The 15,019-nt window shown below is 53.1% G+C and carries 13 protein-coding genes; 6 read left to right on the plus strand and 7 right to left on the minus strand.

Features of this window, described 5'->3' with window-relative positions:
* Positions 1 to 127: 127 nt before the first annotated feature.
* Together ACPF9B_RS02565 and ACPF9B_RS02570 are read right to left on the minus strand one after the other, a co-directional pair.
* Positions 128 to 547 (minus strand): hypothetical protein, encoded by a 420-nt coding sequence (locus ACPF9B_RS02565; RefSeq protein WP_007205548.1) that lies wholly within the window; start codon positions 545 to 547, stop codon positions 128 to 130.
* A gap of 301 nt (positions 548 to 848) precedes the next feature.
* A complete protein-coding gene (locus ACPF9B_RS02570) occupies positions 849 to 2,081 on the minus strand; it encodes an NAD(P)/FAD-dependent oxidoreductase (RefSeq protein ID WP_424179022.1) in 1,233 nt (410 codons plus the stop codon).
* Positions 2,082 to 2,519: 438 nt separating this feature from the next.
* On the opposite strand from ACPF9B_RS02570, the gene ACPF9B_RS02575 reads away from it, so the two are divergent.
* On the plus strand, positions 2,520 to 3,335 hold the full coding sequence (locus ACPF9B_RS02575) for a bifunctional allantoicase/(S)-ureidoglycine aminohydrolase (protein WP_424180322.1): 816 nt from the start codon (positions 2,520 to 2,522) through the stop codon (positions 3,333 to 3,335).
* 203 nt (positions 3,336 to 3,538) lie between these two features.
* On the opposite strand, the gene ACPF9B_RS02580 is transcribed toward ACPF9B_RS02575, so the two are convergent.
* The 3 genes from ACPF9B_RS02580 to puuE all read right to left on the minus strand — a co-directional run bounded on the left by ACPF9B_RS02580 (position 3,539) and on the right by puuE (position 6,922).
* On the minus strand, positions 3,539 to 4,954 hold the full coding sequence (locus tag ACPF9B_RS02580; protein WP_040482854.1) for a uracil-xanthine permease family protein: 1,416 nt from the start codon (positions 4,952 to 4,954) through the stop codon (positions 3,539 to 3,541).
* A gap of 73 nt (positions 4,955 to 5,027) precedes the next feature.
* On the minus strand, positions 5,028 to 5,513 hold the full coding sequence (locus ACPF9B_RS02585) for an ureidoglycolate lyase (RefSeq protein WP_007205543.1): 486 nt from the start codon (positions 5,511 to 5,513) through the stop codon (positions 5,028 to 5,030).
* Positions 5,510 to 6,922, minus strand: coding sequence for an allantoinase PuuE (gene puuE, locus ACPF9B_RS02590; protein ID WP_424179024.1), 1,413 nt, complete (start codon positions 6,920 to 6,922; stop codon positions 5,510 to 5,512). The genes ACPF9B_RS02585 and puuE overlap by 4 nt, the downstream gene beginning before the upstream one ends.
* A gap of 150 nt (positions 6,923 to 7,072) precedes the next feature.
* Between puuE and uraH the strand changes: the two genes are divergently transcribed.
* Complete coding sequence (gene uraH, locus ACPF9B_RS02595; RefSeq protein WP_424179026.1) at positions 7,073 to 7,426, plus strand: hydroxyisourate hydrolase; 354 nt, start codon at positions 7,073 to 7,075, stop codon at positions 7,424 to 7,426.
* Here the strand turns inward: uraH and ACPF9B_RS02600 are convergent.
* A complete protein-coding gene (locus ACPF9B_RS02600; protein WP_040482853.1) occupies positions 7,423 to 8,352 on the minus strand; it encodes a LysR family transcriptional regulator in 930 nt (309 codons plus the stop codon). The genes uraH and ACPF9B_RS02600 overlap by 4 nt on opposite strands.
* 99 nt (positions 8,353 to 8,451) lie before the next feature.
* On the opposite strand from ACPF9B_RS02600, the gene ACPF9B_RS02605 reads away from it, so the two are divergent.
* From ACPF9B_RS02605 to ACPF9B_RS02615, 3 genes are all read left to right on the plus strand, one after another.
* The gene (locus ACPF9B_RS02605; protein WP_424179029.1) at positions 8,452 to 9,687 is read left to right on the plus strand and encodes a urate hydroxylase PuuD; all 1,236 of its coding nucleotides are present in this window, start codon (positions 8,452 to 8,454) and stop codon (positions 9,685 to 9,687) included.
* Between the two features lie 838 nt (positions 9,688 to 10,525).
* Positions 10,526 to 11,794, plus strand: coding sequence for a PQQ-dependent sugar dehydrogenase (locus ACPF9B_RS02610; protein ID WP_424179031.1), 1,269 nt, complete (start codon positions 10,526 to 10,528; stop codon positions 11,792 to 11,794).
* 72 nt (positions 11,795 to 11,866) lie between these two features.
* Entirely contained in the window at positions 11,867 to 12,199 is a 333-nt protein-coding gene (locus ACPF9B_RS02615) for a c-type cytochrome (protein ID WP_007205536.1), read from the plus strand.
* A gap of 154 nt (positions 12,200 to 12,353) precedes the next feature.
* On the opposite strand, the gene ACPF9B_RS02620 is transcribed toward ACPF9B_RS02615, so the two are convergent.
* Positions 12,354 to 12,836, minus strand: a complete 483-nt coding sequence (locus tag ACPF9B_RS02620; RefSeq protein ID WP_424180324.1) for a glutathione peroxidase — start codon at positions 12,834 to 12,836, stop codon at positions 12,354 to 12,356.
* Between the two features lie 760 nt (positions 12,837 to 13,596).
* Between ACPF9B_RS02620 and ACPF9B_RS02625 the strand changes: the two genes are divergently transcribed.
* Positions 13,597 to 14,958 (plus strand): substrate-binding protein, encoded by a 1,362-nt coding sequence (locus ACPF9B_RS02625; RefSeq protein ID WP_040482849.1) that lies wholly within the window; start codon positions 13,597 to 13,599, stop codon positions 14,956 to 14,958.
* The last annotated feature ends 61 nt before the right edge of the window (positions 14,959 to 15,019 follow it).

Below are 15,019 nucleotides of genomic sequence, written 5' to 3' on the forward strand. Positions count from 1 at the left end.
TTCAGTGCGGCGATAACCCACAACGCCCGCCAGCGGTGCATCCGCGCAGTTTGACTGCAAAACGAGAGATCATTGAAAAATAGGATCACCTCAGTGAGGCTGTGGGGCTGCTTTGAGCATCGCGGCGTTAGTAGGCGAAGCCCAGTACTTTGCATTTCCGGATGCTTTCCAGCTGGGTCAATTGCGTGTTGACGATGGCTGTCCACATTTCCGTGCCAAACTTCTCAAGCAGATTGCCGTCTACTTTTTGCAGCTGCGCCCAACATTCACCGTGGCTGCTTGGCGGTATGCCCTCACCGAAAACGCCAGGGCAGGCCAATGCAGTGTTGCCGAGCTGATTTAGCGCAGTGTCGAAGTAGTTTACTGACACACCACTTATCGCGCGGCCAAGCGTATTCTTGATTTGCAATGTCAGGATATAATCGGCAACTGCGCCTGTGTCATTGGAAGAAAACTCAAGTCTGATCCGGCAGTCCAAGTCAGGTTCAGCGTTCGCCATGACCGGGGTTAACAACAAGAATGCCAAGGCCGTGGTTTTTAAAATCATTCGCAGGTCTCCATCTGCTTTCTATCCGTGAATATCTTTGTTGGCTTAGTGATTAGCATGTCGGCATAAAATCCGAAAGCAAAGCACATCTGCCAATCAGAATAACCAAAACAGACCAAAACGCATTTGTCGTATTTCTCAGCGCCTTGCGAAACGGTAGTTTTGGTGACGCATGAGAGTGATCGCATGCGCGTGCAATCTGAATTGGACATTTTGTCGAAGATCGCTTGTAAAAGATGTTTGGTGGCACTGAACCAAATCAGCGTTTCACCTCAGACCAGCACATTGGATAATGCACAGCCTAAAAACGGTCCGGTCGGCAGGGCGCAATGCGGGCGTCTGGGGGGGCGCCCTGAACCAAGGCCGTGACCATCTGGGCGGTGATAGGCGCAAGCGTCAGACCGATATGGCCATGACCATAGGCATGGATTACCCGACTATCGCGCCCCGTTCCGATCACGGGCACTGAATCCGGTATCGACGGGCGAAACCCCATCCAGCTGCGATTGGGTGCGCCCAAATCCGGAAAGATCGCCTGTGCGCCCTGTTCCAACAGCTTAATGCGGTGGGGCGAGGGTGGCGCGGTCAGTCCGCCCAGTTCGACAGTCCCTGCGACCCGCAGACGCCCTGCCATCGGGCAGAGGTAGAACCCGCGTGCCGTTGGACAGCAGGGCCGAGACAATCGTGGTGCGGACATGTCCCATTCAAGGTGATAGCCGCGTTCCGTTTCAAGTGGGACAGTGTCTCCGGCCATCCGCGCCAGATTTTTGGAATGCGCGCCTGCTGCAATCACCACGCGCGAGGCGAGAAGGGCAGGGCCGGTTCCGGTCAGCCTTATTCCGTCGGATTGTGGCTCCAGCCGCGCGATGCTGCTGCGCTGATGCACAACGCCGAGTGCGGTTACAGCGCGGGCCAGTTGACGGACCATGGCGCTCGGATCAGACAGGAACACGGCTTTGGGAAAGAACGCGCCGCCATGCATGGCCGGCAGGCCGGGTTCAAGGCTGGCCATCTCATGGGCCGCGACAAGATCGACGCTGACACCCAGGGCGCGGCGTTGGATCATATCCTGTGTGGCGGCACGAAATGCGTTTGGGGTGTCGTAGACATAAAGTGCGCCGCGTTTCTGCAAAATATCCACTGCGCCAATCTCGGTGGCCAGGTCTTGCCACATAGCTGCGGCATCCATGACAAGCTGTGCGATCGCTGCTGCGTTTCTTGCGGTCGCGGCAGGCAGACTTTGCTGGACGAACCGCAACAGCCAAGGCGCCAATGAAAGGATGGCCGCGTGTCTGATCGCCAGTGGCGAGCTGCGATCAAACAGCAGCCGCGGCAGGTCACGCAGGACAGCAGGGCTTCCTACCGGCATCACGGCGTAATCGGCGATTGTGCCTGCATTGCCGTAAGAGGCACCCGATCCGGGGTCTTGTGGGTCCACAAGGGCCACCTCATGCCCGGCCTGGGCAAGTCTGAATGCACAACCAAGCCCGATAATGCCTGCGCCGATCACTGCGATCTCGACCCGTTCAACCATCTCGTGGCCCTTCGTTGGTCATACTTTCCAGACCTTATTATCTCTCGGTCGCGCGTGAACCATTTTATCCGTCGTTGATTGAATTTGTACAAGGCGTCGAACTGCTCTGTCCGTGTCTGATCGTGGTAGCCTTTTGCGTGGACAAATGATCATCTTCTTCGTCCATGACCTTTGCAGCCTGCCAAAACGCGACACGTTGCTTGGTCCGCGAACGAGTGTTGTCGTTTCATAACTTTGGCAGGGGCAGCAAAACGGCATCTAATGACGGATCAGCGCCGCAAGAACCCAAGGTTTCAATGGCGCAAACCCTGCGATCTCGGAAAGATATTTTCGCATTTTCAAATCAGTACGAACAGTCCTGTCCCGTCTTTGTATATGGTCTACGATGGTGGTGGGGCGCATAATTTCAGCACTATCCGCTTACCTTCAGGAAAAATTATGACTTCAACATACTACGCGCCCCAAGGTGGTCAACCTGGGCAGGATCAACTGCTGACAGATCGCGCCGTTTTCACAAACGCCTATGCTGTGATCCCCAAGGGGACGATGCGCGACATCGTAACGAGCTTTCTGCCATTCTGGTCGCAAACCCGTCTGTGGGTGCTTTCAAGACCCCTTAGCGGGTTCGCGGAAACGTTTTCTCAGTACATCATGGAAGTGCAACACGGAGGCGGTTCAGATAACCCAGAGACTGACCCGCGCGCCGAAACTGTGCTGTTCGTGGTCGAGGGGACTGCGACGCTCGAGGTAAATGGCGCAATCTACGAATTAACGCCCGGTGGCTATGCATATCTACCTGCTGGCCGCAAATGGCGTCTGCACAATCAGCACTCGCAAACCCTTCGGTTCCATTGGATCAGAAAAGCCTACGAGGCGGTCAGCGGCCTTGATGCGCCAGATGTGCTGATATTGAACGAGAACGACATTGTGCCAACGCCAATGGCCGGGACAGATGGAAAATGGGCGACAACGCGGTTTGTTGACCCGTCGGACATGCGCCACGATATGCACGTCACGATCGTGACATTTGAACCGGGCGCTGTCATTCCTTTCCTTGAGACGCATGTCATGGAGCACGGGCTTTATGTCTTGGAGGGCAAGGCGGTGTATCGTTTGAACAGTGACTGGGTCGAGGTCGAGGCAGGCGATTACATGTGGTTGCGCGCGTTCTGTCCTCAGGCCTGTTATGCAGGTGGGCCGGGTCAGTTCCGCTATCTGCTTTACAAGGATGTGAACCGCCATATGACCTTGTGACGTTCGGCGGCGATTTTGTCGGAAGACAGAATTGGGACGCGACGATTTAGGTGATAGCGAGATTTTTTCGGATTGTGGTGTTGCGTTTGATGCTGGCTCGTTGTGATGCGCGTCAAATGCAGCCTTGGAATAGAAAAGCGGCGTGTTTGGACACGCCGCTTTTGCTTATCTTGGCTGACGCCGTTTTTGCGAAAGGTGCCGGATCACTCCTGCTTGAGCGATCCCGTGCCTTTGCCGGCCATACCACCAGAGACTTCTTCGGTCGCTTCGTTTGCGAGTGTTTGTGGCAGCACAAGGTTCAGGAAAATGGCGATCACTGCAGCAGGCAGAATGCCCGAGGTCGCAAGGACCAATACCGTCTCAGGCAGATGTTGCAAAGCGCCCGGCTCTAGCTGCAAGCCAAGGCCCAATGAAATCGCGACTGCAAAGATAACCATATTGCGCCGGTTCCAATGCACATCCGAAAGCATCGATATGCCAGCGGCGGTCACCATCCCGAACATGACAATCACGCCACCGCCCAGAACCTGAATTGGGATCGACGAGATGACCGCACCAACTTTTGGCAACAACCCGCATGCAATCAAAAAGATCGCACCGATTGTGACAACGCCGCGGCTCATCACGCCTGTCATAGCGATCAAGCCGACATTCTGGCTGAACGAGGTGTTGGGGAGAGCGCCAAACAATCCTGACACGGCGGTCCCAAGCCCGTCTGCATAGGTTGCGCCTTGGATTTCTTTATCCGTCGCTTCACGGCCTGCGCCGCCCTTTGTAATTCCTGAAACATCGCCCACTGTTTCAACCGCCGACACGAATGCCATTGCACAGAAACCGATGATTGATGCGAACGTAAATTCCAGACCGAAATGCAAAGGATTTGGGAAGGCAAAATTGGCTGCACGCCCGATATTGCCAAGGTTTACCTGGCCCAATGCGAAGGCCAATGCATATCCGGCCAAGAGGCCGAGCAAGACCGCAGAGACCGATAGCATGCCACGGGCAAAGAACTTAAGTCCCAACGTCACGAAGATGACCGTCGCCGCCATCAGCCAGCTAATGCCGGATCCATAAGCAGGCGTACCGATTGCCGGAACGCCACCTGCCGCATATTGGATCCCAACTCTGACCAGCGCGAGACCAATCATGGTCACAACCAGGCCAGTGACCAACGGTGGCAAGGCAAACCTTAACCTGCCAATGAACAGACCAAGCACTGCATGAAACAATCCGCCAACAAGGATACCGCCCATCAGAACGGCGATTGCGTCAACGCCTTTTCCTGCGACGAGCGGAACCATGATCGGGATGAAGGCAAAAGACGTCCCTTGTACAATGGGCAACCGCGCACCGACGGGGCCTATGCCAATTGTCTGAAACAAAGTGGCCACGCCTGCAACGAACATGCACATCTGGATCATGTAGATCATTTGCGGAAAATCTGGGCTGTTGGACCCAAAGCCGAACCCAGCAGCACCGCAGACGATAATGGCGGGTGTGACATTGGCGACAAACATCGCCAAGACATGTTGGATGCCAAGCGGGATAGCTTTGGTGAGCGGTGGCATGTAATTCGGATCGCGCAGCTGCTCTGGCGTTCCAATGGATGAATTTGACATTGTTTTAGTTTCCTCCCCTAAATTCAATCTGTCGGCTCCTCCGCCGACGTTTTCATCATCACTTCATGATTGATCACTTCATGATTGTGATATCATGCGCGAACCTATGTTCCTCGAGGTTGGCGCCTGCTCCGACACGGTCGACGACAGCGAAAAGCCCAGGCTCATACAGCGGCGCAAGCACCCCGTGCCAGACATTCCGGTGATAGTTCACCCCTTGTCCTGGTTGCGTCTCGAATGCGACTGGTCGACCGGGTATGCCATCCTCATCAGGCGCCACGACCACGAGAAAAGGGTTCTGGGTCATGGGCAAGAAAGCCTGGCTTCCATCTGGATGCCGTTCCATCAAGTCTAGCGTCATGGGCAATTTGCGCACCTTGGCATCAAAAACGCTGATACCCGCCCTGCCATCGGCAAAGGAAAGCTGTGCGCAATCATCAAAGCGTCTGCACATCCCGGCATTGATCATTCTGTCAGGATGGCCACTTGCCTCAATGACATCGCCAAACGGGGCGAAAGAAGCGGCCGTTAACGGTTGAATGTAAATGATGTCCGTCATTGAGCGAACTTTTGTTGCAAGCGCAGAAGGGCGATGCGTTCAACCTGACGGCAGGCTTCTTCAAATTCAGTGGCGCGGTCATTGTCGATCCGACGCTGGAAGGCTGCCATGATTGAGGCTTTGGAATTATCACGCACGGCAATGATGAAAGGAAAGCCGAACTTTGACATATAGGTTTCGTTTAATATGGTGAAAGTCGCCCGTTCTGCATCGGTCAGCATGTCAAGCCCGGCCCCAGCCTGTTCAGCCGTGCTATCAGGGGTCAGAGACCCCGCTGCTGCCAGTTTTCCGGCCAGATCAGGGTGCGCCATCAACACATCAAGACGTTGCTTTTCGCCGGCAGACCGAAAAACCCGCGCAAGTGCGCTGTGAACGCCCAAAGCGTTGTCATGCGTCGGCCCGAGTTCAAGATCATAGGCCTTGTCCGCAATCCACGGACTATGTTCAAAAACATCGCCAAAAGCTGTTACAAAGACCTGTCTGTCCATTGCCGATGGTTGCAGGTGCCGCTTGGGAGGATGGTGTTTTATCCAGTGATCAGCAATTTGCGCACGCGTGGCGAACCAAACGCCGTCATGTTGTTTGAAGTAGTCAAGCGCCCGCTTCAAAGCCATCGCCCGACCTGGCCTGCCGATGATCCGACAATGCAGGCCAATGGACATCATCTTTGCCTGACCTGTCTGCCCTTCGGCATATAGCATGTCGAAACTGTCTTTTAGGTAGCTTTCAAACTGATCTCCATTTGTGAAACCCGCTTGAATTGCGAAACGCATATCGTTGCAATCCATCGTATAAGGCACAATCAGCTGGTCTTTTCCGCCTGTCGAAATCCAGTACGGCAGATCATCAGCATAACTATCCGCGATATAGAGGAAATCCCCTTCCTCAGCGGCAAGCGCGACGGTGTTCATGGAACATCGGCCTGTGTACCATCCGCGCGGCGGCTGACCTGTTACTTCGGTGTGCAGGCGGATCGCTTCGCGGATTTGCAGGCGCTCGTCATCGACACTCATGTCTTTGTGCTCAACCCATTTCAATCCGTGGCTTGCGATTTCCCAACTAGCCTGTTGCATGGCAGCGAGCTGTTGCGGCGCGCGCGCGAGCGCTGTTGCGACGCCGTAAACCGTGATTGGCAGGTGCCTGAGCAAGCTATGGACGCGCCAGAAACCTGCGCGGCTGCCATATTCATAGATTGATTCCATGTTCCAGTGGCGTTGCCGTGGCCACGGTGTGGCGCCCGTCATCTCTGATAGAAATGCTTCGGATGCGTCATTACCATGTAAGATATTGTTTTCGCTACCTTCTTCATAGTTCAGCACAACCTGTACCGCAATCTTTGCGCCTCCGGGCCAGTGCGCGGTGGGTAAATCGTTGCCGTAGCCAGTCAAGTCTCTTGGATAGCGGGTCATCGGATAATCCTTATCGATGCCTTATTCCTAAGTCATAAAATAAAATTTTATTTTCAAAAAAAGCAAAAAGGACTGTCTTGCTGATGCGCTTTGCGTTCGTGACGCTAATCAGCATACAAATTATCAGTAGCCGCCAAAGGAGACAGCCAGATGGCAGGATATCTTAGCACCCATGTCCTTGATACCGCACTTGGGCGCCCAGCACGGGGTTTGAAAATCGAACTATTCCGCCTGGATGCGAACACACGCAGTTTGATCAATACGCTTTTTACAAATGACGATGGTCGCACTGACGCGCCAATCTTGCCGGCGCCTGACTTTGCAACGGGCATATACGAACTGGTATTTCACGTGGGCGCATATCTTGACGCCACTGGCGTTGCACCAGAAGCGCCCCGGTTCCTAGACGCGGTTCCAATCCGCTTTGGCATGTCCGAAGATTCGCACTACCACGTGCCACTTTTGCTGTCGCCCTATGGGTATTCCACTTATCGCGGAAGTTAGGTTGCCAGATATAGCTGGTCTGTCGCCTTGATAGACGTCGCGATTCTGCCGATCATAAATTCCATAAACAAGCGTGTTTTCGGATCCTGCATCCTGCGATGTGTAAATAGACAGGCCATCTGGGTGGGTTCGGGCGGATTTTGTTGGGCAACCGCCACTAAGGTTCCGGCTTGTAAATGCTCTGCAATTTCAAAGACCGGTTTCATTGCAACCCCGTTTCCGGCAATCGCCCAATCTGTCAGGACGTCACCGTCATCCGACTCGTACCTGCCGGACACGCGAAACCGCCGTGGCCCGGTGGGGGTGGACAATAGCCATTGAAACTCTTTTGCGCCAGGAAACCGCAGATTTAGACATTCATGCCTGCCTGAGACAAGGTCGTCGCCATTTTCAGGCATCCCGCGCTGTGCAATATACTCTGGCGATGCGCATAAGATCCGCCGCACATCAGCAATTTTGCGAATCCGCAGATTGCTGTCTACGGGCTGTCCAAGGAAAAAGGCCAAATCGAGCCCTTCCGTCGTCAGGTCAACCTTTCGGTCAGATAGGCGAAGTCGCAGGCTAACGCCGGGGTAATCTTTCAGAAAAATTGGCACCTGCGGCGCGATCAAGCGCCGGCCCACTCCCAAAGGCGCAGCGACATAAAGCGAGCCCTTCAGATTTTCGGTAAGATTGACAATTTTTGCCTCAGCGGTTTCGACAGCTTCCAGAATTTCGGTCGCGCCGCGATAAAACGACTGGCCTTGCTCTGTTGGCGTCAGATTCCGTGTTGTCCGTTGAAACAAGCGTACGCCAAGATGTTCTTCCAATTGGGAAATACGTGACGACGTCACTGCAGGGGATAAGCGCAAGTCTCGTCCCGCGGCAGACATACTGCCTAACTCATAAACACGGACAAAAGTGCGGATGTTATCAAGGTAGGACATTGTTCTGTTTTTTTTGATACTGCTTACTATTAACTGGGAATACCAGAATAAACCAGATCTGGCTAGCGTGCTTCATGCTATAATTGCAGGAGACGCAGCGTGTACGATTTTTTGATCTTGTGGGACTGGATTAGTTTTTCTGTGCGCTGGTTGCACGTCATCACAGCGATGGCATGGATAGGGGCGTCGTTCTATTTTATCGCACTCGATTTGATGCTCTGCCCAAGTCCTGATTTGCCGGACGGCGCGTATGGCGAAGAATGGGAAGTGCACGGCGGCGGGTTTTATCACACCATTAAATATTCGGTTGCACCGTCCCAATTGCCTGCACATTTGACCTGGCACAAATGGCAAAGCTACACGACGTGGCTATCAGGCGCAGGTCTGCTGATGATCATCTATTGGGTTGGTGGCGAATTGTACCTGCTCGACCCAAGCAAGGCCAATCTTTCATTGTGGCAAGGCATTCTGATTTCGGGCGGTTCATTGGCAATTGGCTGGATAGCTTACGACCAGATGTGCAAGTCAAGATTGGGTGACAGACCAACCTCATTGATGCTCGTTCTGTTTGCGCTGCTTGTCCTTATGTCATGGGGGTATAATCAGTTATTCACTGGGCGTGCAGCCCTGTTACATCTTGGCGCTTTTACCGCGACCATCATGACAGCCAATGTGTTTTTCCAGATCATGCCAAACCAGCGGATCGTGGTTGCTGACCTCAAAGCGGGCCGCGTGCCGGATGCGAAGTATGGAAAAATCGCGAAACTCCGATCGACCCACAACAATTACCTGACCCTTCCGGTCGTGTTCCTGATGCTGTCAAACCATTACCCGCTTGCGTTTGGGACCCATTATGCCTGGATCATCGCCAGCCTCATTTTTCTGACTGGGGTCACAATCCGGCATTACTTCAACACCATGCACAAGACCGGCAAAGGGCCGCACTGGACATGGGCAATAACAATCATCCTGATGGTTCTCATCGCGTGGCTATCGACCTACAAAATTGACGAAAGCTGGGAAGATGCAGAGGCAAGGCCAATGTCTGCCCAAGAAGAACGATTTGCCTCGGCCGACGGTTTTGACGAGGCTTACAACGCCGTTATCGGCAATTGCTCTATGTGTCATGCACGCGAGCCAGTGTGGGGGAACATGCGTTGGGCACCCAAAGGCGTATTTTTGGAAACGCCTCAGGATGTGGCCCGCCATGCGGAGAAGATATATCTCCAATCCGGTGTAAGCCATGCAATGCCGCCACCGAATGCTGTTCAGATGTCGCAAGAGGCGCGAGAGCTTATCGTCAATTGGACGCGGAACGTCCGCCATTTTCAGTGAATAAGATCAAAACCAGAACTGAAAGAGACGACCGAAATATTTGCTAATTTCAGATCAGAAACGTTTTGCAATGCGCAGGTTATCCAACCGCAAGGCGCAAGCTGAGCGATAATCTGCGCAATGAGGTTGCCAACATCGTGTTGCCTGACTGGTATGTCAGCGCAGGTCTTATGCCGGTGCCGCCGTGACCGATAGAGCGGCAAGCCAGCACCGGTGCGGCAATTGTACGATAATGCCATCGCAGGATGCGTTTTTCAGCAGTTGAAACGCGCATGGATGGCGCGACGCACATACCTGACACGCAATGCCGCAGGGCTGCACTGATTGAACGAAGCAGCTATCTAGGAAATGACGGGCATCGCATGGCCCATCTGTCGATCACGATAATCAAATTCTTTTTTCCGCATCCGAATGAATTTTGTGTCTTGATCTGCCTGTCTGATGGGCAAAAAAATGACGTTCAATCATATATCTAGATGCATGTTGTTGCGTTTTGCGACACTGGAACCGCAGCCTTTTCAGGGATGCGTTACCGAAGCTCTGGTCAAGAAAAATGACCAAATTCAAAATATATGTTGATCTTTGAGCAATTGGTGAGGTTTTATTACCGATAGGGGGCCTGTTCGATTCTAGAGTCGACAGAGCTTACTCCTAATTGGTGCAGAGACATGCATTTGGACATGTTTGGGTTGGAGGGCCCGGCATGCTCAGGATGAAACGCAATTTCAATGCATGAATCGATTTCAATAAAAAATGCATTGCTGTTGTGAGCAACCAGCGTGCGTGTTTCTGCACCGCATCGATGTCACCGTATTTCGAAAAAAAGGGAGAGAGATCAATGAATACGAAAAGTTTTGCTGCATTATTGCTGACAACTGCAATAGCTATTCCTGCTTCTGCTCAGGAAGACAATCTGGGCACTCTGCAAAATATGCAGCGCACCGCGTCAGCCTTTACAATGATCGAACAGGGTGGTGCGACGGCTGCATCCTTGAACGAAATTGTTCCTTTTGTGAACGTGCCCGACGGATTTGAAGCCAGCCTTTACGCGGTTGTGCCTGACGCGCGGTCTATGGCCGTGGCGCCTCAAGGAACCGTGGTGTTTGTTGGCACCCGGAAAGACAAGGTTTGGTCGGTGGTGGACCGTGACCGTGACCGGGTTGCAGATCAGGTCATGGACTTTGCGCCATCAATTGCTTTTGATATTCCAAACGGGCCTTGCTTTTCGCCTGATGGATTTCTGTACATTGCTGAACGTAACCGCGTTCTCCAATTCCCTGCTGCCGAGTTCTTCTTTGAAGGTCCTGATGTCGCTGTGTCGACAGTTGTAGCACAAGGTGAACTGATCCCGGTTGAAGAGGAAAGCTTTAACCACACCGCCCGTGTTTGCCGTGTTGGGCCGGATGGTATGCTCTACATCTCGCTTGGGCAGCCGCACAATGTTCAGCCTGTCGAAAAGTTAGCGCTGTATGATGAGATCGGGATCGGTGGTATCATCCGGATCAAGACCGACGGCACTGGCCGCGAGGTTTTCACAAGGGGCGTCCGCAATTCGGTTGGCCATGATTTCAACCCTGCAAACGGCGACTTGTGGTGGACTGACAACCAGGTTGACGGTTTGGGGGACGATATTCCTCCCGGTGAACTGAACCGCCAGACCGAAGCAGGTCAACACTTTGGCTTCCCTTGGACAAATGCGCGCTATGAGATCCCCGATTACCGCAATGTCGCGCGGCCAGAGGGTGTCGAGTTTGTCGAACCGCAGGTCGAAATGCAGGCTCATGCTGCGGATCTTGGAATGAGCTTCTACAAAGGGTCTTCATTCCCTGAAGCATATCACGGTGGGATTTTCTCTGCGCAGCACGGTTCGTGGAACCGCACCGATCCGGTGGGTGCCACGGTCATGTTCACGCGCCTTGATGCAGACGGCAATGCCGCGGGCACCGAGGTCTTTGCCGATGGCTGGTTGAATGAAGAAACCGGTGAATACAGAGGCCGCCCAATGGACATCGCCTTTTTGCCCGATGGTTCGATGCTGGTGTCGGACGACTTTGCCGGTGCAATTTGGCGGATTGCCTACGTAGGTGACGGCGCAGCCAGCAACTAAAAAGCACTGCCACGATACGGGGCACCAATCATTGGTGTCCCGTACACTCCACTAATTTAACAGGACACAAAAATGCGATTTCCCTACTCCGCAGCTCTTTGCGGCACACTCGTTTTTCTGGCTCTGGCCGATCAGGCAGTGGCTGATGCGGCAACTGGCCGTGATTTGTCTCGTGGCTGCGCAGTATGTCACGGCGCAAATGGCATCGGCACAGCACCAAACAATCCGAACCTTGCCGGTCAAACCGAGTTTTACTTGATTAAACAAATGCAGGACTTTCGTGACGGCCGCCGTGAAAACGAGCAGATGAGCATTATTGCTGAAACGCTGACCGATGAAGAAATTCGCAGTCTTGCAGCGTGGTATTCATCAATTAAAATTACGGTCGAACTGCCTGCGAAATGAATGCAGCGATATCGCTTGCAAATTTTATAGTGATTGCGGTCGTCTAATGGCGACATTGATGCGATCAAACACGTTATGTTTTGATAGCTTGCTTCGTTTCATCGCGCGAAAATCATAAAGGCCGCAAAATTCCGTCTGCCGGTAGGTGCTGACTTTATCCAGACAAATCAGCCAGAACGCGATCAATCTGCGTTGTAATCTCATCTGACAAAGGACTTGTTTGCGATGGGAAGGTGTCAACAACATTGCCTTCACCATCAAGTAATACCTTGTTGAAATTCCAGCGCGGCGTGAAACCTGTCTCCTTGCGCAGCGACTGATAAAAAGGATGGGCATCGCGTCCTTTGACGCTGGTAATTATGGTCATGGGCATATCCAGGCCATAGATCAGCTCACAAAACTCTTTCACTTCTGCGTTGCTGGCCAGTTCTTGATTGAAATCGTCCGATGGCACCGCCAGAACCACCAGACCTGCGTCACGATAGCGGTCATAAAGCGCCTGCAGGTCGCGATATTGATCGGTGAAGGCGCATAAAGACGCGGTATTAACAACAAGCACCGGCTGACCCTCCCACTGTGACAAAGTTAATGTGCCACCGTAGATCGATTCAAACGGCGTATCGCGGTCAAGTGCCATGCTGGCACTGCCCGTAACGACCAGAAAAGCGACGATGATGCCCACGCATATGAGTTTGCTCAGGATAAACAGCTTTTTTGCGGCTTTGATATGAATCGTATGCTCCTCTGAGCATGGGGTATGGGCTGCGAGGGCCAGTGCATTTGGGATGCGTCCGAGCCCTCTATTCGTAACGCAGATCTAGGGCCTTTGATCGGTGTTGCAACAGATCGTACCGGGCGGGATGATGTCTTTGATAGCCGCACAAATACGCGACATGACCAAAAGCAGAAGCTAACCGGCTGATGTCTGAAATTGAAGTGCGACTGTGATGGTAATCGCCTCATTTTTGAAAGAGCGCACCTGTAAAGCGTACGCCGCCATTTTCAGTCTCATGGCAGGTATGATGCCGCCGCTGCACATGTTGGGGCGGCGCTGTTGTAAATCGACAGCCATTGCGTGGCTTGATCCTGAGCCACCGCGATGCTTTCGAAGCTGTATTGGTCCTGCCATTCATGCCGGATTGCCTGGTTATAGCGGTCGCTAAATCGGAGGTAACGCAACGATTGTATTCATATACAATTCAATATGTTGTCTGCAAATTTGTAAAATAATTGACAATACATAAACTTATTTTGTTAATTATTTTTTCACCAATCATCTTTCGTGAATTAATCTATTGCCAGATTGCGTAATTATCATGACCTTGGACGAGCGTTAAGGAGCGTATGCCGCAAGAGCGAGGAGGCTCGACCGGCGTTGATCAACAGGGAGGATAATAATGTCCAATTCGCGATTTTCGCGTCGTGGCGTTCTCAAGACTGGTTTTCTCGCCAGTGCTGGGCTCGCGTTGCCGACGTACCTGCGTGCGCAGGAAGCAGGTTTCACAAATGCGCCTGGCCCAAACCATGTAACTCTTGGTTTTTCGGTGCCGCTAACGGGTGCTTATGCTGACGAAGGGGCCGATGAGCTTCGCGCGCTTCAGCTTGCAGTCGAGCATCTTAATGGCCAAGGCGACGGCGGGATGCTCAACACGTTTTCGTCCAAAGCTCTGGACGGAACAGGCATACTTGGTCGGGAAGTAAGATACGTTTCTGGCGACGACCAAACCAAGTCTGATGTTGCACGCGCGACTGCGCAGTCGATGATCCAGAAAGACGGCGCAATCATGATCACCGGCGGTTCGTCGTCGGGGACAGCTGTTGCCGTTCAGGCGCTGTGCCAAGAGGTTGGCATCGTGTTCATGGCGGGCTTGACCCATGCGAACGATACGACTGGCAAGGATCGCAAGGCCAACGGTTTCCGTCACTTCTTTAACTCATATATGTCGGGTGCTGCACTGGCACCAATCCTAGCCGCTCAATACGGCAAAGATCGCAAGGCATATCACCTGACTGCCGACTACAACTGGGGCTACACGACTGAAGAGGCAATCCGGTCTTCTACCGAAGCGATGGGTTGGGAAACTGTTAACACGGTGTTGACGCCGCTGACGCAGACTGACTTTTCATCGTATATCGCGCCTGTTTTGAACTCCGGTGCAGATATTCTCGTTCTGAACCATTACGGCGGAAACATGGTCAACTCGTTGACCAATGCCGTACAATTCGGTCTGCGCGATGCACAAGCCAACGGCAAGAACTTTGAGATTGTTGTTCCGTTGTACTCAGAGCTGATGGCGCGCGGTGCCGGTGCAAACATTGCCGGGATTCTGGGTTCGCAGAACTGGGATTGGAAGCTCGAAGACCAGCTCGGATCAAAGTACAGCGGTACGAATGCTTTCGTACAATCGTTTGGTGCCAAATATGGCTTCCCACCGTCGCAGGCCGCCCATACCTGCTACGTCCAGACGCTGCTGTACGCTGATGCGGTCACACGGGCCGGAAGCTTTGCGCCATGCGCAGTCGACGAAGCACTTGCCGATTTTGAGTTCGACGGCATGGGCAACGGCCCAACACTGTACCGGTCTGCCGATCATCAGTGCTTCAAGGACGTTATTGTCGTGCGCGGCAAGGAAAACCCAGAAAACGAGTTCGACCTAGTCGAGATCGTCGAGGTGACACCTGTCGACCAAGTCACCTACGATCCGGAGCATCCACAGTTCGCGGGCGGTGCGCTCGGAAACTGTAACAACGGCGCTTAAAAAAACAAAGGGGACGCGTGTGGGCTGACTGCGCGCGTCCTGATCTTTGTCAAAAAGCCCA

Origin of the sequence: Yoonia sp. TsM2_T14_4, from assembly GCF_049602355.1 — a bacterium.
Lineage (GTDB): Bacteria > Pseudomonadota > Alphaproteobacteria > Rhodobacterales > Rhodobacteraceae > Yoonia > Yoonia vestfoldensis_A.

Bases quoted from the DNA above. Each gene is read 5' to 3' on its own strand.
- uraH (WP_424179026.1), top strand. From the start codon at position 7,073: ATGGCAGGATATCTTAGCACCCATGTCCTTGATACCGCACTTGGGCGC.
- ACPF9B_RS02580 (WP_040482854.1), bottom strand. From the start codon at position 4,954: ATGTCAAATTCATCCATTGGAACGCCAGAGCAGCTGCGCGATCCGAAT.
- ACPF9B_RS02615 (WP_007205536.1), top strand. From the start codon at position 11,867: ATGCGATTTCCCTACTCCGCAGCTCTTTGCGGCACACTCGTTTTTCTG.
- puuE (WP_424179024.1), bottom strand. From the start codon at position 6,922: ATGACCCGCTATCCAAGAGACTTGACTGGCTACGGCAACGATTTACCC.
- ACPF9B_RS02625 (WP_040482849.1), top strand. From the start codon at position 13,597: ATGTCCAATTCGCGATTTTCGCGTCGTGGCGTTCTCAAGACTGGTTTT.
- ACPF9B_RS02565 (WP_007205548.1), bottom strand. From the start codon at position 547: ATGATTTTAAAAACCACGGCCTTGGCATTCTTGTTGTTAACCCCGGTC.
- ACPF9B_RS02600 (WP_040482853.1), bottom strand. From the start codon at position 8,352: ATGTCCTACCTTGATAACATCCGCACTTTTGTCCGTGTTTATGAGTTA.
- ACPF9B_RS02610 (WP_424179031.1), top strand. From the start codon at position 10,526: ATGAATACGAAAAGTTTTGCTGCATTATTGCTGACAACTGCAATAGCT.
- ACPF9B_RS02570 (WP_424179022.1), bottom strand. From the start codon at position 2,081: ATGGTTGAACGGGTCGAGATCGCAGTGATCGGCGCAGGCATTATCGGG.
- ACPF9B_RS02620 (WP_424180324.1), bottom strand. From the start codon at position 12,836: ATGGCACTTGACCGCGATACGCCGTTTGAATCGATCTACGGTGGCACA.
- ACPF9B_RS02575 (WP_424180322.1), top strand. From the start codon at position 2,520: ATGACTTCAACATACTACGCGCCCCAAGGTGGTCAACCTGGGCAGGAT.
- ACPF9B_RS02585 (WP_007205543.1), bottom strand. From the start codon at position 5,513: ATGACGGACATCATTTACATTCAACCGTTAACGGCCGCTTCTTTCGCC.